The following is a 22,585-nucleotide window of genomic DNA, read 5'->3' as shown; positions in this document are numbered from 1 at the left end:
GTAAAACCAATGGCAATTACAATGCCGAAAATCGAAATCAGTTTTGAGCAGAGAGCTGTGTCGCTCATTGACCGCTCGGAACGCGGCATCGCAATCCTGATCGTGCGCGACGATACGGATAAGAGCTTCACGCACAAGCAGTACAGCGACCTGTCTGCCGCGCAGGCGGACGAGAGCCTGTACACCGCAGACAATTACGCTGCTATCTGCGACCTGCTCGGCTTTGCGCCGTATCAGGCGCACGTGTTCCGCGCGGATTCGGACGGCGCACTCGCCGACACGCTTGCGGAGATCAGCCGCACCGTGAAGACCGGCTGGCTGACCATCGCCGGTCAGAGTGCCGCTGACGGTCTGGCGCTTGCCGCGTGGGTCAAAACGCAGGACAACACCAAGAAGAAAACCTACAAGGCGGTCTGCTATGGCCTCACGACCCTGCCGGATGATATGCACGTGGTCAATTTCGTGAACGAAAAGGTCACGTTCTCCGATGATCGCGGGGAGAAGGACGGCGTAGCGTATCTGCCGAGCCTTGTCGGCATTTTCGCCGTCTGCAACGTCAAGAGAGGCAGCACCAACTACCAGTGCTCTAATCTGAAAGAGGTGCAGGAGGTCGAGGACAACGATGCGGCGCTTGGCACCGGCAAGTTTATCCTTGTTAACAGCGAGGACAATACTGTGCGTATCGCACAGGGCATCAACTCCATGACGACCACGGATGGCAAGACGCGCACTGAGGATATGTGCCTGATCGAGACCGTCGAGGCCATGGATATGATAAAGGACGATATTGCGGCGACATTCCGCGAGACCTACCTCGGCAACTACAGAAACTCGCGGGATAATCAGATGATGCTCGTAAATGCACTCAACAGCAGCTATTTCCGTCAGCTTATGCAGCAGACAATCCTTGATCCGGATTATGCGAATGCTGCAATGATCGATGTAGATGCGCAGAGAGCCGCATGGGTGGCATCCGGCAAGAGCGAGGCGGAGAGCTGGGACGACGACACGGTCAAGGCCAACCCGTTTAAGAGAACGGTTTACCTGACCGCAAATGTCAAGATCCTGAACTCGATGACCGATCTCATCATGCCGATTACGATGGCGTAACAGGAGGTACTTATGGCTGATTTTAATCCGAACCGCGTGCTCCATTCCAATCAGGGCAATATGTGGTTCAACGGCAAGCGCCTTTCCACGCTGCAGAGCGTGGAGGCGAAGGTCACCGGCGACTTTGAAGAGATCAACAACTGCGGCGACTCTGCGACTTATCGCATTTACAACGGTTATTCCGGCGAGGGCTCGTTTACGGTCCTCAAGATCGACTCGGATGTGCTGAAGCTGATGGCGGACGCCTTCCAGACCGGCGAAATGCCGACGATGACCATTATCACCGCCCTCGAGCAGAAGGGCACGAACAAGGTCGAGCGCGTCGCGTACAGCGATGTGACCATCGACGAGATATATCTCGCCAAGTTCGCGAAGAAGAGCAAGATCGAGGAGGAAGTGCCGTTCAAGTTCGGTCACTTCGAGGTTCTTGAGACGATTTAAGGAGGCGTAAAGCGTGGACAAGAAGTTACTGGACGCGCTGGCGGCAAAAGCCGAGCAGCGCGCAAAGGACCGCAAGAACGCAAAGCAGTTTGAAGTGGCCGGCGAAATGCTGACCTTTGTACAGCCGAGCGTGGATGCCAAGCTGAGCTATGCCGAAGCCATGCTGTCCGAGAGTGCGGCAGACACGGTACGCGCCTGCGCAAGTCTGATCTATGACTGCTGTCCGGATCTGCAGGATCCGGAGCTGCACAAGACTCTGGGTGTTACCGACCCGTATGACACCGTCTGGACGCTGATGCAGCCGTACGAGGTTGACCAGCTGGGCGGCAAGCTGTATCGCTGGCTCGGCCTGATCGGTCCGCGCGATAACAACACGCCGGACACTGCGAGGGCCGACACCGTAAAAAACTGATCGAGCGCGACCCGGTGCTCGACCTTGCGGCATTTTATGCACCGAGAGGCATAACGCCGGAAGCTATCCGGCAGATGTCTCTTGCGGACCGCGCAGTGCTGCGGGAAGGCCGGGCGCGCTGGTATGAGGATAACCGGTGGCTGATTGCATCCGGTATTGCACTGGCGTACAACCCAAAGGAGGAGGACGGAAATGGCTAAAAACAAAGTAATCAATACCGTCCTGACGCTAAAGGATGAGATGTCGGGCGGTCTGGTAGCGGCAGCCAAGGCGGCTAAGAAATCCGGCAAGAATATTGATGACAGCATGATGCAGGCCACCCGCAAGGTGGTCGCATTCAAGAACAAATCGCTCACGGCGTTGGGGGATTTTGCAAAGAAGGGTGTCAAGGCTGCCGGTGCGGCTGTTGCAGGCATGACCGCTGCGTTCATTGCACTCGACGGCGCGACCGAGGAATACCGCGTCGCGCAGGGCAAGTTAAACGCCGGATTCCAGGCGGCAGGTCTTTCCGCAGACACGGCTCGAAAGAGCTATCGTAATTTCTACGCCATTCTTGGCGATACAGACACTGCGACTGAGGCTTCTCAGCTGCTCGCAAACATGGCGAAGAATGATGAAGAGGTAACCAAGTGGACGCGCATTGCCGCAGGCGTGCACGGCACATTTGGCGATTCGCTGCCGATCGAGGGTCTGGTAGAGTCGGCCAATGAGACTGCACGAACCGGTCAGATCACAGGCGTTTTTGCGGATGCTATCAACTGGGCCACCAAGGAAGGCGAGAAGTTTGGTGTTGCACTCAAGGCTGATACCGAAGCCAACAAGAAATGGAATGAGGCTGTTAAGTCAGCCGCAAGCGCAGAGGACTTTTTCAACCTCGCGCTGCAGAACTGCTCGGACGAAAGTGCCCGTCAGAAACTGATTGTTGATACGCTCTCCAAGACCTATGACAAGGCCGCCGACAGCTACTATGCAAACAATCAGCAGGTTATTAACGCACGACGTAACCACGCAACCTTAGACGAGATGCTCGCTAAGGTTGGCGATACCAGCGCCAAGGTTAAAAATCAGCTGTGGGTGCTGGCCGGTGCCGCCGAGGACGGTTCCATCCGCTCCGGCTCTATGCTGGATTGGGTGCAGCGAAAGGCAGAAGCATTCGGACAGTGGATTGAAGGGCTCGATTTAAGTTCGCTGCAGAAGCAGTTCGATGAGCAGTTCGCACGGGCACTGCAAAAGGCCGGAGAGGCACTGCAGTGGGTGCGCGACAACTCGGATACGCTGATCGGCACGCTGAAAAAGCTGGCTGTCATGTGGGGCATTGGACAGGTGTTTAGTTTTGTTGCCGGCATAATCTCTGCCGGACAGACGATCGGCGGGTTTATAAAGACCGTGTGGAAGCTGGTGACCGCCAAGGGCGTAGAATCTGCTGCGTGGATCCATAATACCGCCATGATGGTTGTCAACAAAGCAGGCATGGTTGCCAGTGCCGTAGCATCCGGCGTGGCCACCGGTGCAACTGCCGCTCTGACGGCCGCCCAGTGGGCTTTGAACGCTGCATTTGTAGCAACGCCGATAGGTTGGATCGTGCTCGGCCTGGCAGCTGTTGTGGCCGCAGGTGTGGCGCTGTATAAGAACTGGGACACCGTAAAGGCCAAGGCCGGAGAGGTATGGAACAGCATAAAAACAGCGTTCGGCGGCATCAGGGACAGTATCACGGGCGCTTTTTCGGCTGCTAAGGAAAAGGTCGCGGGCTTCTTCTCGTGGCTTAACCAGAAGATCGAGAGTGTGCCGATTCTCGGCTCCATCTACAAGGGCGGCAAGAGCGCCGTGTCATGGGTTGCCGATCAGCTGGACGGCAATGCCATGGGCACGCCCTACTGGCGCGGCGGTCTGACCCGCGTCAACGAGCGCGGCGGCGAGATTATGAACCTGCCAAGCGGCACGCAGATCATCCCGCATGATGTATCTGTCAAGGCGGCGGGCGGTCGGAGCGTGACGGTCAACGTCACCATCCAGGGCAACGTGATCGGCAACCGGGAGTATACCGAACAGGTCGGCGCATATGTCGGCCGCAAGGTGCTGGCGGCGCTCGGCAACACATAAGGAGGTGCGGTAAGTGTACAAGATTATTTTCAGCGTAAACAACAATGAAGAGGTTTGGACGCTGCCGCACTGTCCGCCGGATTTCCCGATTCCACAGCCGGAGCAGCACCACGAGACCTACGAGGGCCTGAGCCGCGACTATCGACGCATCGGCACGCTTAGTCTGCGGCACATGGAGTGGACGGCGCTGCTGCCGGTACGCCGGTACTCGTTCATGCCGTCCGAGGCATCTGCAGATGGTTGGGCGTATGTCGATTTTCTGAGCCGATGGCGCGACAAGAAGGTGCCGTTCCGGCTGATCGTGCTCGACAGCAAGGGCGCGGCACGGCTTAACATGCCGGTGACGGTGGACAGCTTTGACGTCACCGTGCGAAAAAACGGCGATCTGGAGTACAGCATTGCCGTCACAGAATACAAGTTTATCAAATGAGGAGGTGCGCCGATGGCGGCAGGATATGTCGATGACCACAAGCTGATACTGTACCGCGACGGCGCACAGCCGCGCGATATCACTGCGTTTGCGAGTGGCATGACCTTGACCGATGACCTTGACACGCTGGCGGCAGAGCTGACGTTTAAGACGTTTATCTCGCCGTGGGACAAGTACACGCCCAAGCTGGCACTCGCGCCGGGCGATAAGGTGCGCGTGACCAATCAGGGCAAAACGGTCTTTTCCGGCATCGTTATCACGGTGACGCTGGACGGCGGTGTTACGGCCTACGACCGCGGGTGGTATCTCAACAAGAGCGAAATCGTGCTGCAGGTCAACAACCTTGCCGCCGATCAGGTCATCCGCAAGGCGTGTGCCAAGGCGGGCGTGACAGTCGGCAAGGTGTGCAGCCTGCCGACCAAGATCACGAAGCTGTGGACCGGCTCTACGCCCGCTGACATTATCAGCGATGTGCTGGACACCTGCACGTCTGCGACCGGCAAGCAGTACCGCCACCGTGTGGACGACAGCGGCCTGCAGGTCGAGGCGCTGCCGACCGTGCCCATCAAGGCGTTCCATCGTCCGGCGGACAATTTGCCCGGCTTTGATATTACATGGGCGCTCGGTCAGGTGAGCGGTGAGGACAGCATTGAGAACACCTGCAACGCTGTGGTTATTGCTGCCGAGGACGACGGAAAGGCGTACATCGGCGCACAGGCCAGCAACGCGGCGTCTATCAAGCGTTACGGCTTTATGCAGCACATCGAAACGGTCACGGAAAATCCCGGCACGGCTGTGCTCGGCCAGATGGTCAAGAATCTGCTCAAGAACGCCGACAAGGTAGGGCAGACCCGCTCCATCTCCGAGATTTGGGGCTGTGATGAGGTGACAAGCGGCGTGGTACTGCGGTTTAACTCGCCCGCGTTTGGCATCAAGGGCAACTTCCGCGTTACGCGCGTGGAGCATCACTACGGCGGTGCAGGGCATACAATGGCGCTGGAAATCACGGCGCTCGAGCAGGTGCGAGCCGCCGCCGAGGGTAAGACCGACGCGGCAGCCATCAAGGCCGCCAGCACGGACAAGGTGCAGGTGTTCGGCCTGCCCGATCTGTCCGGCAGCAGCGACAGCGGCGCGGGCGGCACGATCGTCAAGGCATTGTTTACCGCTTATTACCCCGCCAACAATGCGCTGGAGGGCGGTTATCTGGATGCACAGGGCAACAGGCTCGACCCGTCGAAGAAAACCTGCGCCGCACCGCCGTCTGTGCCGTTCGGTACGAAAATTACCGTCCGCGACACGGGTACAAGCCTTGACGGCACGACCTACACTGTCAACGACAGAGGCGGCGCGATCCAGATCGAGAACGGTGTCTACCACTTTGACCTGCTGATGAGCAGCAACGCCGAGTGCAATCGCTGGGGACGCAAAAACGGCTCTGCGATCATCGGCGGCTCGGGCGGCGGCTCGGGCAGCGCGGTGTCGTTTATCAACACCGCCCTGGGCGAGGTCGGGTACAAGGAGTCCGGCAAGGACATCAACAAGTACGGCCAGTGGGCCGGCCACAACGGCGTTGCGTGGTGTGTCTATTTTATCTGCTGGTGTGCGTATAAGTCCGGTGCACCTATCCCGACAAGCTACGGCTACGTTGGCGATATGAGCAGCTATTTCAAATCACGCGGCAAGTACAAATCGGCAGGCAGTTACAAGCCCAAGGCGGGTGACCTGATGATTCAGGGCGACCGACATATCGGTATTGTAATATCTGCCGGAGCATCGTCATTTGAGACGGTGGAGGGCAACTGCTCCAATAGCGTCAAGCGCGTAACGCGCAGCTATGGTGAGGTGTCCGGTTTCTGTACTCCGTGGGGATAACACAAGATATTGTATGCTTGTGGATAAAACTGTGGAAGATGTGGAAAGGAGTGCGTGCCAGTGGCATGGGATACAGAGATGGCTTTGGCCATCAAGAACACCGCGAGAAAAGCGGCAAAGAGCCTACCCAAAGGCTGGTATCGTGCCGAGGTCTTGCAGGTAACGCCCAAGTTGATTTTTTCTGTGGTAAGTAAGGAATTTCAGTTCAGCACGGGAGATGGCCTGATTATGACCGCCACGGCAAAGAGCAAAACGTGGAAGGTCGGCATGCAGGCGGCGGCCATTCTGCAAGGCAGTGAGCTGCTGGTTTTAGATTCTTTATAGGAGGTGTCGGCTATGGCCGATGTGTTTCCGGTTATCCCGGAGGAGCTGCCCGCGCAGGTCGCGGAGAGCATTGGGCGCTCTCCGGAGTTTGTGTTCCATGAGGACGGACGCTCGGGCAGTTTTCAGCTGATCGACGGCGCTCTGGTCGAGCGGCAGGGCATTGAGGCGGTCAAGCAGTGGCTTGAGCTGATGCTGCGCCAGAAACCGGGTGCAATCCCAATCTACCGGACGAGTGGCACGACCCAGCCGGGCGTGGAGGCGGTCAGCCTTGACCGGCGCGTGCCGGAGGGCTGGATTTTTGCCGAGATTGAGCGCAACGTGCGAGAGACCGCCGCGTTCTGTTCGGCTATCCGGTCACTTGACAGTTTTAAGTTTACGCGCGTGCGGCGCGGCGTGGAGGTACGCTTCACGGTGCGGCTGCACACCGGAGAGAGTGAGGAGGTGACGACGTTTGTCAGCGAGTGAGATTTTAGACGAGATGCTCGGCAATATGCCGGAAAGCTATCAAAAGACCATCGGCTTTCCGACATATGACCTTTTAGCCGCAGTCAGCCTGCGGATGGAGGGCACGGACACGGCTATTGACGAGGCCAAACAGCAGCTTGACCCGGAAAATCTGCACGACAGCGCCCTTGATCGCTACATCTATCCGCGCTCCGGCTTGGAGCGCAAGGCGGCGACCTTTGCACACGGCAGCCTGACCGTCACCGGCACAGGCACGGTCGAGCAGGGCACGCTGTTTGAGAGCGGCGGCGGTGTTCAGTATTACGCAACCGAGACCGTTGCCATTGAGGGCGAGGGCACCGTCCCGGTCACCTGCACGGTGGACGGCACGGCGGGCAATCTGCCCGCGCACAGCGTAAAACAGATGCCGGTGACGATGCAGGGCATTGCCTCGTGTGATAACCCTGAGCCGATCGGCGGCGGCTATGCCGAGGAGTCGGACAGCGAGTATTATGCACGCTATCTGGTCGTTCTGCGCACGCCTGCGACGAGCGGCAACATCTACCACTATGTACAGTGGGCGCTTGAGGTGGCCGGTGTCGGTCATGTCAAGGTGTTCCCGCGGGTGCAGGGCGTCAACACAGTTGATGTCGTGATCGCGGACAACGCCGGTCAGCCTGCATCGCCTGCACTGGTTAAGTCGGTGCAGGACTACATTGACCCCGACAGCGAGGGTGCAGGCCGCGGACAAGCTCCTATCGGCGCACAGTGCTTTGTCACTGCCGCGACCGGCAAGGCCATCACGGTCAGCTGCACGGTGTCCAAATCGAACACCGCAGACGAGGAGAGTGTAACTGCTGCCATCAAGTCAGCGGTTGCGGACTATCTGGCCAGCACAGTGTTTGCGCAGAGCTATGTCTCGTACGGACAGATTGCGGCGGCTATCCTGTCGGCCGACGGCGTCGTGGACTTCGAGGGGCTGACGGTCGGCGGCGGCACGAGCAACATCGCGGTCGGCGAGCGCGAGTGTCCGGTGCTCGGAGAGGTGACAATTACCTATGGCTGAGTTTGATAACATGCTGCGCAGTCTGCCGGTGGCGTACCGCACAGACAAGTGGGTGCGCGACCTGCTTACCGCGATCCAATCGCTCGACGACACGCAGCGCGAGCAGATGCTCGACATTACGCAGCAGCTGTTCCCCGGCAGTATGACGTGGGCGCTTGCCATCGAGGAGCGGGACGCCGGACTGGCCTCGACCGGCACGCTGGAGGAGCGCCGCACGGCGCTGATTGCACGGTGGCGCGGCTCGGGCAAGTGCGACGTTGACCTGATTCAGCGCGTGTGCGACAGCTGGAAGAACGGCGAGATTTCTGTCGGCTTTGCAAAGGGCGTGATCGTGCTGACGTTTGTCGGCGCGTATGGCGTGCCCGAGGCGGCGGAGCTTGCGGCGCTGCAGGACGCGGTAGACCGCGTGATCCCGTGCCATCTGGCGGTGAGCTACCTCTACCGTTATCTGCTCGTGCGCGAGGTTGACGGTATGACGCTCGACGAGCTGCAGGGGCACACGATGCATGATTTTGCGTTTTAGGAGGCGAGAAAATGAGTTTGAAAACAAAGCTGCTCGAGCTTTTCAAATACGAGCCGGACAAGGACGGCGCGCAGACGTTCAACATCAAGTCGGCGCTCAATGATAACTGGGATAAGATCGAGGCCTGGGCGCAGAGCGTGAAAACCGCGCTCGCGGGGCTCGTGCCGACGAGCCGGACGGTGAACGGGAAGACACTGGCGAAGGATGTGACGCTGACGGCGGCTGACATCAAAATGCCCGACAGCAAAGAGGACGTAGGGACGGCTATGGCAAAGCGAGCAGTGTGGGATGCAGTTTTAGTATCTCAACAGTCCGCTTTAGCATGGGCAGCGGCACAAAAAGAGCCTAAACAGTGCGGTTTTGATCCGCACACAACCGATACACCTTATGAGGGCTACTGGTGCGCCGAACTAACTCTGCACGCACCCTCTAATCAATGGCGTGTGCTTTATGTTACCAATGTTGTAACGCTTGAACGCTGGTTCAACATTTACAACATTGATCATTGGATTGGCTGGAGGAAGTTATCACTTGCCGTTACTCCAGAAGTGCATAATTTTCCTTTGGCGGACGGCTATACCGATCTCGGATGTAAATACTTTCGCACACAAGAAAATGTGGTTTCTTTTGCCGGAGAAGTAATGCGAACGAGTGGCTTTCGTGCTGACGAAACTTTTGCAGTGCTGCCCGAGGGCTTTAGGCCGGATCATGCGATCGTCGTGCCAGCGCTGCTCTATCCAAGCTACACGCCGACTACAATTATCATCAAATCTAACGGTGAGATTTGCGAAACGATAACAGCCAGTGACAAATCGCTTTATATGCAGGCGACTTTTGTCGCGGGTTAATTTCGGGCAATGAAAACAAATCGAATGCCGCCAAGTGATTTTTTATTAACCGCTGCTGTAGATGCACGGTAATACAAGGAACCATCATAGTCAAGTCGATATGTAGCGACAACATTATCAGATCCTGAATCGCTACACATTCCCCATTGCGACTGCAAAAATGGCCTAAATCCTTCTGGAAGTGTTGCGATGAGGGTCCACTGATCTGGGACAAAGTTGTCATTCGACTTTTCGCCGTAATCGAATACTACTGTTACTTCATTAAATGCATTTTTCCAGTATGCAGCCGTGCCAAGGCGATTGATACTATCAGCCAATGGTAGCTCGTGCATCTCGGGCGTTTTGCATTGTGCAACCTCAAGCCAGTCATACCACTCCCAACCGCTTTCGATAGGGTGATTGGAGCGGATGTACATGCGTCGGGTCTCGTAGTCGATAAACCGCTGTGTCACTCCGATGTTCCATGCTGAATTTGCAAGCACTTCTAAAGTCCATGCGTACGAGAAAATCGGGGCGTGAAGCAACATTTTCGACGTGTCTCCTCCCCGATAAAAGCCGGGTTCTGTGAGCATATCAGCGTCGTTTTGACCAGATAACTCGCCGCAGTCCTTGAGTCGCTTTGCCGTAGGCGCCCTATCACTATTGTGCTATAATGGCACAAAGGAGTGTGTGCGCTATGACTGCAAAAATGGACCTGTTAGCTAAACTGAACGCTTTAATGCCCGAATGTGCGGGCGAGATCGCGAAAATCTTGCATGACTACGAGATTATGCCTGCCAAGGTGTATGAGCGGAGCAATCTGCCGAGGCGTGTTGACGCTTTCCTGGCGGCGAAGCGTATCGACGGCTGCCGTCCCAGGACGCTGGAGGGCTATCGTGAGCGGCTCAAGGTGCTGATCCAGAGATGCAAGAAACCGGTGCAGAAGATCACGACTGATGACTTGAGAGAGCACATCGCCTATCTGGTCGATGAGCGCCACCTCAAGGACAATTCTGTGCAAGCGCACATCAACTGCTTGCGGTCATTCTTTCAGTGGCTGACAGATGAGGACGTCATCAGGAAGAACCCTATGCGTAAGATCAAGTCACTGCGTATCGACAAGCTGCGTGCGCGGCACCCTCTGACCGCAGAGCAGCTGGAACTTATTCGCGACGGGTGTAAAGGCTACAAGGAGAAAGCCTTGGTTGAATTCTTGGTGTCCAGCGGCTGCCGCGTGTCCGAGGTCGCTGGTCTGCGCGTGCAGGACATCGACTGGCAGGAGCGCAAGTGCAAAGTCCTCGGCAAGGGCGGTAAACAGCGCACCGTGTACTTTTCGGTGCGTGCGAAACTCATGCTGCAGCTCTACATCAAGGGCCGCAAGGGAGGAGAGGCGCTCTTCTCCAGCAGCCGTGCGCCCTACGAACCTTTGAGCGATCGGGGAATTGAGAAGATCATTTCCAAGCTTGGCAAGCGTATCGGTATGGAGCGTCCACTGTATCCGCACCTTATGAGGCACACCTTTGCGTCGCATGCGCTGTCGGCTGGCATGGACTTGACAGTTATTCAGCACCTTTTGGGGCATACCGACCCGAAAACGACGCTCATCTATGCGGAGATCAATCCAATCCGCGTGCAATACGAATATAATCGCGTCATTGCTTGACGCAAGAAAGTAGGTAAAAATCATGGAAAATGTAGCGCATTTTAAGGCTGCGATTGCAGCAATCATCGCCATTCTCACCGCGCTCTGGGGGTGGTTCGGCTGGTTGGTCGTGCTCTTTATCTTTTGCATGGCTGTTGACTTTCTCACCGGCTCGGCGGTGGCGTGCCGCGCCGGCAAGTGGTCATCCCCGGCCGCCAGAGACGGCATCTGGCACAAGTGCGGCAGCATCGTCGTGGTCATTGTCGCAGGCGTCGCCGATTTGCTGATCGGCACGCTGATCGGACACATCCCCGGCGTTACGCTGCCGTTTGAGTACACTGTGCTGCTGTGCCCGATGGTAGTGGTGTGGTACACCCTTACGGAGCTCGGCAGCATCGTCGAGAATGCCGTCGCGCTCGGCGCGCCGGTGCCGCAGTGGCTGCAGAAGGCGCTCGCGGCAGCAAAGGACGCAGTGGATAAGTTAGGGGAGGAGAACGATTGATGAACATTCCGTTTGTGCCGGCTGATCCGAGCAACTACTACTCCGGCCGCGGCGGCAATTCGATCAAGTACATCGTCATGCACTATACCGCCAACGACGGTGACACCGACGAGGGTAATGCGCACTATTTTCAGGGCGCAGGCCGACGGGCAAGTGCACACTATTTTGTCGATGAGGACAGCGTTACGCAGTCCGTGCGCGACAACGATGCAGCATGGCACTGCGGCGGCGCTCTCGAGAGCTCGCATCACCCGTTACGCGGCATTTGTATGAACCGTAATTCGTTGGGTGTGGAAATGTGCAGCGACATCGTAGGCGGCAAGTACACCATCACGCCGCAGACGGTAGACCGCACGGTTGAGCTGGTGCGTTGGCTGATGGACAAGTACGGCATCGACGTGGATCATGTTGTGCGCCATTATGACGTAACGGGTAAGGACTGCCCGGAGCCGTGGGTGCGTGATGAAAGCCTGTGGCGTAAGTTCAAGGCGCGGCTGACCGCGCCGGTTGAACCCGAACCGAAGAAGGAGGACGAAGTGGTAGAAAAGAAAAAGGTCCTGCTCAACGGCAAGACCTACGAGTGTGAGTGCATCTGCCGCGATGATGTGAACTTCATCAAGATGCGGTCGCTCCAGCAGGCGGGGTTTACTGTGGTTTACGATGCGGTGCGCCAGATGCCGGCCATCACCGCGCCGCAGTGCCGCACGTTCGTGCCGGACGGCACGCCGGACGTGCAGGAGGCCATCGACACCGTGCAGGAGGTCGCCGGCCTGGAGGGGCAGACCATCGAGTACCTTCGCCGGTATCAGTACGGCGACGAGCTCATTAAGAAAATCGCGGCGCATATTAAATAAGGTATAAAGGGGAAGCCCCGGTGTTCAAATTGAACACCGGGGCTTTGTGGTTTCTGCACAAAAAGAAGGTCTGAGTTTTGTGTGAGATTGACGCGCCAAAATGGCACAATAATATTGACAATACGCCAAAATGGCGTTACAATGAAGCCACAGAAAAGGAAAGGTGATCCGTATGGAATTTAACGGGTACCAGCAGGCTATCCTGTACCTGCTCGGCTACTGGCAGGAAAAGCGGTACCTCGTCCGCTGCGTCGATAAGCACTATATCGACGCAGTCGCCCCGCTCTTTGAGCGGACGAGGCCTTTCCTGCAGCACCGCACCGGGGAAAAGAAGGACTACTGGTGCATAAAATCAGCGTCAGCGGAAAACTTCACGCCGCCGACACTGGACGACGTGGACGACTGGCCGGCATTCAGCCGGGCGGTCGTCGAGCTGCAGGGGATAGTGGATCTAAGAAAGGTTTCAAGTTACGGCGTTCCGCAGCGCCGGCTGCGGCTGCGGATATACGGCCAGCCGGACCTGCTGGAGGCTGTTTGCAGCCGGTTCCCGGCAAAGCCGAAGAAAATGCAGTTCATCCGGACGAACAACGGAGAGACGAATGCGTTCTTTTATCAATCTCCGGCGGAAGTGTGCGAAATCCTCGATTACCTCGACGGAGAGCCGAGGAATGAGGGAATTTGGAAGAAGTGGAACGAACTGAGAGAAGGGAGCAGTAAGCATGAACGATAAGCAGTTTTGTGTATTGTGGGGAGAGGCACTGAGCTACGCCGATCGAGATGGTTTTATCTCGGATGCGGCGCTCTCGTCCATCTGGGGCGATGCGGAAGATGCTCAAATTTCCGCCGATCGCCTGCGCGAGCTCGGCAGACTGTGGGACGCGGCGAACATGCCCGTCCGGCGGATCCGGGATCACCTCGGCCTGACGCAGGCTGAGTTTGCTCAGCGATATCTCATTCCCATGCGCACCTTGCAGCGCTGGGAAAAAGACGGCACCTGCCCGGATTGCACGCGCCTCCTGCTGCTGCAGGTCACCGGGCTGTACAGCAGATAATGCAGGAGATAAACAGAAGGGAAGCCCCGGTGTTTAATTTGAACACCGGGGCTTTGCCTTGTCCTTTAATTGTCCTTTACGACGCGGTTTATGCATTCAAAAGACCCCAAAAATCATCAGTATTTATGTGATGTATTCGCATTATTCGGGCGTTATTAGCGAAAAAACGCAACATTTCTCAATATCAAGATTTCTGGGGGTCAAGAGGCCGCAGGTTCAAGTCCTGTCACTCGGACCAAATAAAGCCGTTCTTTCGAGAGAAAGGGCGGCTTTTTTGCTTTTACAGGGTTTATCTAACAGTTTCCTGAAAGGTCTCCTGATATCCGGGCAAGTTTTCTCTCCCGGCAGCAGGGGGGAGCGGACGGGCGCCGGTTGCATGCCTTTGCCTTTTATGGTATACTCTTTACCAAACGGTAAAGAGGAGGCTTTCACCTTGGAATTCAAATACAGTGTTTCCAAACAGGATTACATCGACTTTAATCTTAACTACTTCAACAACAATGCTGTCGTGCAGCGCTCCATCTGGATGATGCGTGTCGCAACGGCTGTCATCGTCATCATCGGTGGTTCGGTGCTCATGTACTGGCTGCACGCGCTGACACTCGTCTCCGGTCTGGTTTATCTCGCACTCGCTGCGGTCTGCTTTTTCGGAACGCCGTGGTATATGCGCCGCAAAGTCGTGAAAAATACCGAGCGCATCCTCAAAAACGCCAACAACAAGCAGCTCTGCGGCCCCAAGACACTCACCCTGCGCGATGAAGACTTCGAGCTCAAGGGGGAGAACGAGGACAGCGTTTACCGCTATGACGCAGTGCAGCGTACTGCATCCGATGACAGGCATTACTTCATTTTTGTCGACGAGTTTTCCGCCATCATCGTCCCCTTCGAGGCGTTCTCCACCATGGATGACCAGCGTGCGTTTTATGAACGCATTACAAAGAATATCTCTGACCCGGCGCTCAAATGCTGAACACCGTTTTCCCCGTTCTCATCAGCAGCGCAGCCGCTTCTGTTCTCTGTAAAAGGTTGCGAAAAAGGGGTTGACAAACCAGTAATTACAGTATAAAATAGTCCATGTAATTCAAACTTAACAATATTATCGGCTTCGACGGAAAAATGCTGTTTCCATAAATACGGTCCTGCAAGAGAGCGGATGACGCGGCTGAAAGCGTCCGCAGACCTCAAGGAACGGCTACCGGTTTCCCGAGCTGTACGGCCCAATGCCTTTAGAAAAGTGCTGAAGCTGTATCGTTTCGTCTGCGTTATAAGACCCCAAGCGGCAGAAACGCCTTCTCCGAAACCTCGTGTATCGGATGCCGAGGCTCTGCAAGCAGGGTGGTACCGTGGGCTTTCCGCTCACCCCTGAGTCTCACACTCAGCGGTGAGCGGAATTTTTTTATCTGCACGGATTACGCTTATTTTTGTTAAAACTGACAGGAAAGGTGAGATAAAACCATGTCTGAGGACAACAAGTACACGTTTGAAAACAAGGAATACCGTGACACGTACCGTCACACGGTTTCCCACATCCTCGCTCAGGCGGTAAAGCGTCTGTACCCGGAGGTCAAGCTGGCCATCGGCCCGGCTATCGAAAACGGCTTCTATTACGACTTCGATGCACCGTTCTCCTTCACGCAGGAGCATCTGGACGCACTCGAGGCCGAGATGCGCAAGATCTGCAAGGAGAAGGAAAAGCTCGAGCGCTTCGAGCTTCCGCGTGAGGAAGCTGTCAAGCTCATGCAGGAGCGCGAGGAGCCGTACAAGGTAGAGCTGATCAACGACCTGCCCGAAGACGCTACGATCTCCTTCTACAAGCAGGGCGAATTCACCGACCTGTGCGCAGGTCCGCATCTGGACTCCACCGGCCGTGTCAAGGGCAACGGCATCAAGCTGATGAACGTTACGGGCGCTTACTGGCGCGGCGACTCCTCCAAGAAGATGCTCCAGCGTATCTACGGCACCGCGTTCCCGAAGAAGGACGAGCTTGACCAGTACCTTAACATGCTCGAAGAAGCGAAGAAACGCGACCACCGCAAGCTCGGCAAGGAGCTCGGTCTGTTCATGCTGACCGAGGAGGGCCCCGGCTTCCCGTTCTTCCTGCCCAACGGCATGATCCTCAAGAACACGCTCATCGACTACTGGCGCGAGGTTCACAAGCGCTATGGCTACGTTGAGGTCTCCACTCCGATGATCCTCAACCGCAAGCTGTGGGAGCGCTCCGGCCACTGGGATCACTACAAGCAGAACATGTACACCACCGTCATCGACGACGAGGACTACGCAATCAAGCCGATGAACTGCCCGGGCGGCATGCTCGTTTACAAGTCTCAGCCGCATTCCTACAAGGAGCTGCCGCTGCGCGTGGGCGAGCTGGGTCTGGTACACCGTCACGAGCTGTCCGGCGCGCTGCACGGTCTGTTCCGCGTCCGCTGCTTCACGCAGGATGATGCCCACATCTTCATGACCTGGGATCAGATGAAGGACGAGATCAAGAACGTTGTCCGCCTGTTCGATGAGGTATATTCCACCTTCGGTCTGACCTATCAGATCGAGCTGTCCACCATGCCGGAGGACCACATGGGCGAGCTCAAGGACTGGCAGTTCGCTGAAAAAACCCTCGCCGAGGCGATCACTGAGATCGGCAAGGACTATGTTGTCAACGAGGGTGACGGCGCGTTCTACGGCCCGAAGCTCGACTTCCATCTGGCAGACTCCATCGGCCGTACCTGGCAGTGCGGCACCATTCAGCTCGATATGCAGCTGCCTGAGCGCTTCGAGCTCGAGTACACCGGTGCGGACGGCGAGAAGCATCGCCCGGTCATGATTCACCGCGTCGTTCTCGGCTCGATCGAGCGTTTCATCGGCGTTATCACCGAGCACTTTGCCGGCGCGTTCCCGACCTGGCTGGCTCCGGAGCAGGTTCGCGTCATGCCGATGACTGACCGCAACATTCCCTGTGCACAGGAGGTCATGAAGCAGCTGACCGACAAGGGCTTCCGCGCCACCATGGACGAGCGCAACGAGAAGATCGGCTACAAGATCCGCGAGGCGCAGGTACACAAGGTACCGTATATGATCGTTATCGGCGACAAGGACGAGGAGAAGGGCATCATCTCCGTTCGCAACCGCAAGACCGGCGAGACCACCCCGATGGAGCTCAGCGAATTTATCGAGAAGCTCGATTACGAGGTTAAGAACAGGCTGAAGTAAGCAGCAAAACGGAGAGCGGAAGCGGTATTCCGTTCTCCGTCACAATAGAATAAAGGTTCATAGAGTTTTGTCATGTATGCAGGGAGGATGCGGCATGAAAAAATTTGTTTCCGCGTGTTTGATGGCAGGTCTGCTGACTTGTGCCGCCGGTGCCGCACGGGTCGGTACGATCAACAACAACTATCCCGGCGATACCGAAGCGCAAGCGCAGATGCTTTACGATCTCGGGCTGTTTAAAGGCACCGACAAGGGCTTTGCGCTGGAGAAATCCATGACCCGCGCAGAGGCCTCGGTGATGCTGACCCGTCTGCTTGGCGCAGAAAAGACCGCGCTGGCAGGAAACTGGAAGCATCCGTTTACCGATGTGCCGCAGTGGGCGGACAAATACGTCGGCTGGCTGTATCAGAATGGTTTGACCAAAGGCGTTTCCGCGACACTGTACGGCTCGCAGCGCAATGTCACCTGCGACCAGTATTGCATTTTTCTGACCCGGGCACATTTGGATGCGGACAGCTATCAGGGTACGGCTTTTGTCGATAACGATGAGGTACGGCAGACGGACGAGGAGGGCTTTATCCGCGGAGATGCGGTTTCGCTCTCGGCGCGGCTGCTCAGTACGAACTACGCGAAAAACGGCGACGAAGGCGACCGTAGTGTGGCGGAAAAGCTGATCGACAACGGCGTTTTCACGGCGGAACAGTTCAAAAATGCGGCATGGAACGTTCTGCCGCGTGATTACGGCAATGATTATCAGTACGATGACAAGTGGAACCTGATCGCTTCGCCGTTCGTCTGCCAGATCGCAGATGTGACAGTGGCACAGTGCCCGATTGACGGAGTGCAGCCTGTCAGCGGTACAGACCGTTATGCGCAGAGCGATATGGATCAGTCGGACTTGACCCTGTACCGCATGGACAGCAAGACGATGAAACTGACGCAAGTGCTCTCGCTGCCGAAAGAAAGCTCCGTGGAATATCTCGGCAGTGCCGGAGAAACCGATTATCTGCTGGTGCACGACCGGAAAACGGAAACGTATTCGCTGTGCTCAGTGCGCGGCGATACGGTCAAAACCGAACTGACCCTGACCGAAGCACAGCAGCAGGCAGCACATACCGTTTATCAGAGCGCACGCGGCTGCATCATCTGCACGGACGAGACGACCGGTTATAAGCTCACGGAAACAGGCGTGGAGCCGTTCAACATGGCGGCAGGCATCTGCCAACTGACCGAGGATGGCATGATTATTACGCAGAAATGCACGGCGGACGAAACCGTGCTGACGGCATATAACTGGGACGGTCAAAAGACAGACAGCTATGCCATCTCCAATGCGTATCAGTCGGATGATGCCGAGGTGCGCAAGCATTTTGCACCGCAGATATTCGGCAGTGACGGTGCGCTGTTCTGGGGCACAGCCGGGCTGTACCGCAAAGAAAACGGCCGTTTGGTGCAGGTGACAGACTCTCCGGTCATCAGCGTAAAGCAGGATGCCGATGGGGCCTATTATGCTGTTTCCTGCAATAAATCTGAGCGGACGGAATACTATTCGGATGGTATCGGATACATGGCCGGTGATATGCTCGTGCGTATCGCGCCGGATGGAACACAGACCACGTTTGCAACACTCGATGACATTCTGATCGACGAGGTAAAGACGGTCAAAAGCGGTGCTGTTCGCTTCACAATCGCCATTCCGACAGAGGGCCATAGAAGCGGACACTATACCTGCCTGTTGAAAGACGGAAGGATTACCGTCCGGTCTGCAACCGATGATGTATTCTACATCTGGGGCAACGATGCGCTGGAAAACGAACAAGAGAAAATAGATAAGATTATTGCGAACCAGAAAGGTGAAGAATAATGGCAGAAAAGAAAAAGCTGGTCAGTGAGATCACGTCGATGGACGTGGATTTCGCGCAGTGGTACACAGATATCGTAAAAAAGGCGGAGATGGCGGACTACTCGTCCGTCAAGGGCTGCATCATCATGCGCCCGTACGCGCAGGCGCTGTGGGAGAACATTCAGCACACGCTCGACACTATGTTCAAGGAGACCGGCCATGAGAACGTTGCGATGCCGATCTTCATCCCGGAAAGCCTGCTCCAGAAGGAGGCCGACCATGTAGAGGGCTTCGCGCCGGAGTGCGCGTGGGTCACCCACGGCGGCAATGACAAGCTCGAGGAGCGTCTGTGTGTCCGCCCGACCTCCGAGACCCTGTTCTGCGAGCATTACGCGAAGATCGTCCGTTCCTGGCGTGACCTGCCCAAGCTGTACAATCAGTGGTGCTCGGTCGTCCGCTGGGAAAAGACCACCCGTCCGTTCCTGCGTTCCCGTGAGTTCTGGTGGCAGGAGGGTCATACCGTCCACGCCACCGCCGAGGAGGCGATGCAGGAGACCCTGCGCATGCTGAACATCTACGCGAAGTTCTTCGAGGAATGGCTGGCCATCCCGGTCGTCAAGGGCGAAAAGACCCCGAAGGAGCGCTTCGCCGGTGCAGAGAACACCTACACGATCGAGGCCATGATGCACGACTGCAAGGCGCTTCAGTCCGGCACCTCGCACTACTTCGGTGACGGCTTCGCGCGCGCCTTCGGCATGCAGTACACCGATAAGAACAACACGCTTCAGTATATGTATCAGACCTCCTGGGGCGTTTCCACCCGTATTATCGGCGCGATCATCATGACCCACGGCGATAACGAGGGTCTGGTGCTGCCGCCGCGCATCGCTCCGACCCAGCTCGTCGTAATCCCGGTCGCTGCCCATAAGGAAGGCGTCAAGGAAAAGGCAGCCGAGCTGTACGAGCAGGTCAAGGCAGCCGGTATCCGTGCAAAGATCGATCTGTCCGACAATACCCCGGGCTGGAAGTTCGCCGAGTATGAGATGAAGGGCATTCCGCTCCGTCTGGAGGTCGGCCCGCGCGACATCGCCGAGGGTCAGTGTGTGCTTGTCCGCCGCGACACCCGCGAAAAGACCGTTGTCAAGTTCGAGGATCTCGAAAAGACCATTCCGGCTCTGCTCGATGACATCCAGAAGAGCCTCTACGAAAAGGCGCTGGCAAACCGCGAGGCACATACCTACACCGCAACCAGCCTGGATGAGATGAAGTCCATCCTCGCTGAACACACTGGCTTTATCAAGTCCATGTGGTGCGGCGATCAGGCCTGTGAGGAGAAGATCAAGGAAGAAACCGGCATGCCGAGCCGCTGCATGCCGTTTGAGCAGGAGCATATTGCAGATACCTGCCCGGTCTGCGGCAAGAAGGCCGACAAGATGGTTGTCTGGGGCATCGCGTACTAAGACGCATCAGAAACTTATGCAGGGCGGGGTGACGCATCACCTCGCCTTCGCTGTTTTTCAAGGAAAGGAGTGCTGTGCTTGCTTGCAAAGATAGAAGAATTCATGTCCACGCCCGCCGGTCGCTTTCTGGGCATGGCCGGACTGGCGATCCTGACCGCAGTGCTGACCTATATCGCGGCGCAGACGGTAAATCGACTGATGCGCAAGCTTGTCGACCGACAGAGAAAGTCGGGCAGTTCGCTCGCGACAGTAACTGGCTTCGTGCGCTATATCGCGGTCGCAGCGGTGTATTTTGCCGGCGGCATGGTCATTATCGGAGCGATACCTCTGCTTTCGAGCGCGGTACATACCCTGCTGACGGCCGGCGGTGTTATCGCTGTGGTAGCCGGTCTTGCGGCGCAGGAAGCGCTCGGCAGCGTCGTGAGCGGCGTGATGATCCTGCTGTTCAAGCCGTTCAAGATGGGAGACGTCGTGCGTTATGTCGACAGCGACATCACCGGCACAGTCGAAGAGATCACGCTGCATCACACCGCCGTGCGCACAGTCGAGAACAAGCGCGTTATCATCCCGAACAGCAAGATGAACAGCGCCATCATCGAAAACGCCGACTACGCGGACAGCCGCATCTGCGTGTTCCTGACCGTGGGCGTCAGCTACGAGAGTGACCTGAAAAAGGCGAAGGAACTGCTTGCAGCCGAGGTAGCGCGGCAGCCGAGCTATCTCGATGTGCGCACCGAACAGCAGAAGCATGACGGCGCGCCCAAGGTGACAGTCGTGGTACTCGAGCTCGCCGACTCGTCGGTGACGCTGCGCGCGTCTCTCTGGGCGAAGGACAACGCGACTGCATTCGCGCTCAAGTGTGCCGTATTGGAGGGCATCAAGCAGGCCTACGACAGGGAAGGGATAGAGATTGCATATCCGCATATGCAGATAGTTTCCTCTTCCCCCTCAGCGGAAGGGTAAACCTCTGCTGAGAATAAAGCTTTCTGCAAAAAGAAATACCGCTTGCTTTTCATATTAACTCTGTTATAATGAACATATAAACTGGTCCTATCCAGTAAAAGTGTAAGGAGGAGAAAATTATGAAAAGATGCTTTAAGCTCGGCGCTATGGCAGTTGCCTGTGCAGCAGGCGTAATGGTTTCCGCAGGTGCGGCAAACTTCACTTCGTCTGCTGACCGTCTGCATGAGGTCGGTTTGTTCCAGGGCACCGGCACGACCGCTTCCGGCGCACCGCAGTACGACCTTGACCGTGCCCCCACCCGTGCAGAGGCCGCCGTTATGCTCGTGCGCCTGCTCGGCAAGGAGGCCGACGCCAAGGCGCTCACCTATACCGCGCCGTTTACCGATCTGGAGGGCTGGGAAGCCCCTTACGTCCAGTACCTTTATGACAACAAGCTGACTACCGGCGCAACCGCGACCACCTTCGAGCCGAAGGCAAAGTGCTCCGCTCAGATGTACACCACCTTCCTGCTGCGTTCGCTCGGCTACTCCGACACGCAGAACGGTGATTTCACCTATACCGGTGCACTTGACTTTGCGGCGGACAACGTCGGTCTCATCGACGAATCTTTCTGTGACACGAACAATTTCCTGCGAGATAATGTCGCTGCCATGAGTCTGGAAGCGCTCGCAACCCCGGTCAAGGCGACCGACATCACCCTGCTCGACAAGCTCATCGCCGACGGTGCGATCGACCAGAGTAAGGCGGCGCCGCTCTCCAGTTTCATCGATCTCGCTGAAAGCTACAATAAGGCGGTTTCTACGCCGATTACCCGCGCAGAACAGGACGTTACCGCCCGCATGACCATGAAGGCATCCGACATGGAAATCACCGCAGACAGCGTGATGAACACCAAGGCCTACGTTGACCCGGACAAGCTGAAGGACGCGCAGATGGAAATCACCGGCACGACCACGACCCGGGTCACAGGCTCTGAGCCGGTTGTTTCGAATATCAAGGCGTGCTACACCGGCGGCGTTTACTACATGGATATGGGTGATGGCGTCAAGGTCAAGATGACGCTGGATCTTGATGAGCTCACGGCGCAGCTTCACAGCTTCGGCGTAAGTGACGCAGATGTTCTGCCGCTTTGCTACATCAAGAACATCAAGCAGTCCGGCTCCGACCTCACCGTTACTTACGATGGTTCGGCTCTCAACAGCACGATCAACGAGATTCTCACCAGCTATGCAGGCGGTCTCCCCGAGGGTTCTGCGAACACCAAGGTCGAATTCAAGGATACGGCCATCACCATGACCGTCAGGAACGGCCAGCTTGCAGAGGTCGCAGTCAAGGGCACCGTAAAGATCACCGTCGAAGGCGAGACCGTCTCCGCCTCCATGGATGTCAAGAGCGTCGTCAAGGCGACCGGCTCCGCCGTCAAGATCAGCATTCCGTCCGACCTGTCGAGCTACATTGACATGGTCGAGTATCTTAAGCAGATTCATCCCGAGGGCGAATAATGAAAGATCAT

24 protein-coding genes are annotated in these 22,585 nt (G+C 56.7%); 23 read left to right on the top strand and 1 reads right to left on the bottom strand.

What is annotated here, in order from left to right; translation table 11 throughout:
- Positions 1–9 precede the first annotated feature (9 nt).
- The 12 genes from H8S02_RS05770 (at position 10) to H8S02_RS05720 (ending at position 9,570) form a co-directional block, all read left to right on the top strand.
- Positions 10–1,110 (top strand): phage tail sheath C-terminal domain-containing protein, encoded by a 1,101-nt coding sequence (locus H8S02_RS05770; protein ID WP_186969714.1) that lies wholly within the window; start codon positions 10–12, stop codon positions 1,108–1,110.
- Positions 1,111–1,122: 12 nt separating this feature from the next.
- On the top strand, positions 1,123–1,551 hold the full coding sequence (locus tag H8S02_RS05765) for a phage tail tube protein (protein WP_186969713.1): 429 nt from the start codon (positions 1,123–1,125) through the stop codon (positions 1,549–1,551).
- 13 nt (positions 1,552–1,564) lie between these two features.
- Positions 1,565–1,963, top strand: a complete 399-nt coding sequence (locus H8S02_RS05760) for a hypothetical protein (RefSeq protein WP_186969712.1) — start codon at positions 1,565–1,567, stop codon at positions 1,961–1,963.
- A gap of 74 nt (positions 1,964–2,037) precedes the next feature.
- Complete coding sequence (locus H8S02_RS12690) at positions 2,038–2,163, top strand: hypothetical protein (RefSeq protein WP_279287270.1); 126 nt, start codon at positions 2,038–2,040, stop codon at positions 2,161–2,163.
- Positions 2,156–4,063: a phage tail tape measure protein gene (locus H8S02_RS05755; protein ID WP_186969711.1), complete on the top strand. Its 1,908-nt coding sequence runs from the start codon at positions 2,156–2,158 to the stop codon at positions 4,061–4,063. Before H8S02_RS12690 ends, H8S02_RS05755 begins: the two co-directional genes overlap by 8 nt.
- Before the next feature lie 13 nt (positions 4,064–4,076).
- The gene (locus H8S02_RS05750) at positions 4,077–4,493 is read left to right on the top strand and encodes a hypothetical protein (protein ID WP_186969710.1); all 417 of its coding nucleotides are present in this window, start codon (positions 4,077–4,079) and stop codon (positions 4,491–4,493) included.
- Positions 4,494–4,505: 12 nt separating this feature from the next.
- On the top strand, positions 4,506–6,365 hold the full coding sequence (locus H8S02_RS05745; RefSeq protein WP_186969709.1) for an XkdQ/YqbQ family protein: 1,860 nt from the start codon (positions 4,506–4,508) through the stop codon (positions 6,363–6,365).
- 60 nt (positions 6,366–6,425) lie between these two features.
- Positions 6,426–6,689: a hypothetical protein gene (locus tag H8S02_RS05740; protein ID WP_186969708.1), complete on the top strand. Its 264-nt coding sequence runs from the start codon at positions 6,426–6,428 to the stop codon at positions 6,687–6,689.
- Positions 6,690–6,701: 12 nt separating this feature from the next.
- A complete protein-coding gene (locus tag H8S02_RS05735; RefSeq protein WP_186969707.1) occupies positions 6,702–7,154 on the top strand; it encodes a DUF2634 domain-containing protein in 453 nt (150 codons plus the stop codon).
- Complete coding sequence (locus H8S02_RS05730; protein WP_186969706.1) at positions 7,141–8,199, top strand: baseplate J/gp47 family protein; 1,059 nt, start codon at positions 7,141–7,143, stop codon at positions 8,197–8,199. Before H8S02_RS05735 ends, H8S02_RS05730 begins: the two co-directional genes overlap by 14 nt.
- Positions 8,192–8,722 carry a putative phage tail protein gene (locus H8S02_RS05725; RefSeq protein ID WP_186969705.1) on the top strand — a complete coding sequence of 177 codons (531 nt, stop codon included), beginning with the start codon at positions 8,192–8,194 and terminating at the stop codon, positions 8,720–8,722. Before H8S02_RS05730 ends, H8S02_RS05725 begins: the two co-directional genes overlap by 8 nt.
- Positions 8,723–8,733: 11 nt before the next feature.
- Positions 8,734–9,570: a hypothetical protein gene (locus tag H8S02_RS05720; protein ID WP_186969704.1), complete on the top strand. Its 837-nt coding sequence runs from the start codon at positions 8,734–8,736 to the stop codon at positions 9,568–9,570.
- Here the strand turns inward: H8S02_RS05720 and H8S02_RS05715 are convergent.
- A complete protein-coding gene (locus tag H8S02_RS05715) occupies positions 9,567–10,097 on the bottom strand; it encodes a pyocin knob domain-containing protein (RefSeq protein ID WP_207722075.1) in 531 nt (176 codons plus the stop codon). The two genes, H8S02_RS05720 and H8S02_RS05715, sit on opposite strands and share 4 nt — an antisense overlap.
- 149 nt (positions 10,098–10,246) lie before the next feature.
- Here H8S02_RS05715 and H8S02_RS05710 point away from each other — a divergent pair, with 149 nt between their 5' ends.
- The 11 genes from H8S02_RS05710 to H8S02_RS05660 all read left to right on the top strand — a co-directional run bounded on the left by H8S02_RS05710 (position 10,247) and on the right by H8S02_RS05660 (position 22,574).
- Positions 10,247–11,212, top strand: a complete 966-nt coding sequence (locus tag H8S02_RS05710) for a tyrosine-type recombinase/integrase (RefSeq protein WP_186969702.1) — start codon at positions 10,247–10,249, stop codon at positions 11,210–11,212.
- Positions 11,213–11,234: 22 nt separating this feature from the next.
- Positions 11,235–11,693 carry a phage holin family protein gene (locus H8S02_RS05705; RefSeq protein ID WP_186969701.1) on the top strand — a complete coding sequence of 153 codons (459 nt, stop codon included), beginning with the start codon at positions 11,235–11,237 and terminating at the stop codon, positions 11,691–11,693.
- On the top strand, positions 11,693–12,547 hold the full coding sequence (locus H8S02_RS05700) for a peptidoglycan recognition protein family protein (protein WP_186969700.1): 855 nt from the start codon (positions 11,693–11,695) through the stop codon (positions 12,545–12,547). Before H8S02_RS05705 ends, H8S02_RS05700 begins: the two co-directional genes overlap by 1 nt.
- A gap of 172 nt (positions 12,548–12,719) precedes the next feature.
- Positions 12,720–13,277 (top strand): hypothetical protein, encoded by a 558-nt coding sequence (locus H8S02_RS05695; protein ID WP_186969699.1) that lies wholly within the window; start codon positions 12,720–12,722, stop codon positions 13,275–13,277.
- Positions 13,267–13,599, top strand: a complete 333-nt coding sequence (locus tag H8S02_RS05690; protein ID WP_186969698.1) for a helix-turn-helix domain-containing protein — start codon at positions 13,267–13,269, stop codon at positions 13,597–13,599. Before H8S02_RS05695 ends, H8S02_RS05690 begins: the two co-directional genes overlap by 11 nt.
- A 433-nt stretch (positions 13,600–14,032) precedes the next feature.
- Positions 14,033–14,569 (top strand): YcxB family protein, encoded by a 537-nt coding sequence (locus tag H8S02_RS05685; protein WP_186969697.1) that lies wholly within the window; start codon positions 14,033–14,035, stop codon positions 14,567–14,569.
- A 485-nt stretch (positions 14,570–15,054) separates the two neighbouring features.
- Complete coding sequence (gene thrS / locus H8S02_RS05680; protein WP_186969696.1) at positions 15,055–16,809, top strand: threonine--tRNA ligase; 1,755 nt, start codon at positions 15,055–15,057, stop codon at positions 16,807–16,809.
- A gap of 94 nt (positions 16,810–16,903) precedes the next feature.
- Complete coding sequence (locus tag H8S02_RS05675; protein WP_186969695.1) at positions 16,904–18,670, top strand: S-layer homology domain-containing protein; 1,767 nt, start codon at positions 16,904–16,906, stop codon at positions 18,668–18,670.
- Positions 18,670–20,109, top strand: coding sequence for a proline--tRNA ligase (gene proS / locus H8S02_RS05670; RefSeq protein WP_186969694.1), 1,440 nt, complete (start codon positions 18,670–18,672; stop codon positions 20,107–20,109). The genes H8S02_RS05675 and proS overlap by 1 nt, the downstream gene beginning before the upstream one ends.
- 78 nt (positions 20,110–20,187) lie before the next feature.
- Positions 20,188–21,072 (top strand): mechanosensitive ion channel family protein, encoded by an 885-nt coding sequence (locus H8S02_RS05665; protein WP_186969693.1) that lies wholly within the window; start codon positions 20,188–20,190, stop codon positions 21,070–21,072.
- Between the two features lie 119 nt (positions 21,073–21,191).
- On the top strand, positions 21,192–22,574 hold the full coding sequence (locus H8S02_RS05660; RefSeq protein ID WP_186969692.1) for an S-layer homology domain-containing protein: 1,383 nt from the start codon (positions 21,192–21,194) through the stop codon (positions 22,572–22,574).
- The last annotated feature ends 11 nt before the right edge of the window (positions 22,575–22,585 follow it).

It is taken from the genome of Agathobaculum hominis, from assembly GCF_014288055.1.
Lineage (GTDB): Bacteria > Bacillota > Clostridia > Oscillospirales > Butyricicoccaceae > Agathobaculum > Agathobaculum hominis.
The sequence above is the reverse complement of the archived record's forward strand: the minus strand, read 5'-3'. Positions and strand labels throughout refer to the sequence as shown.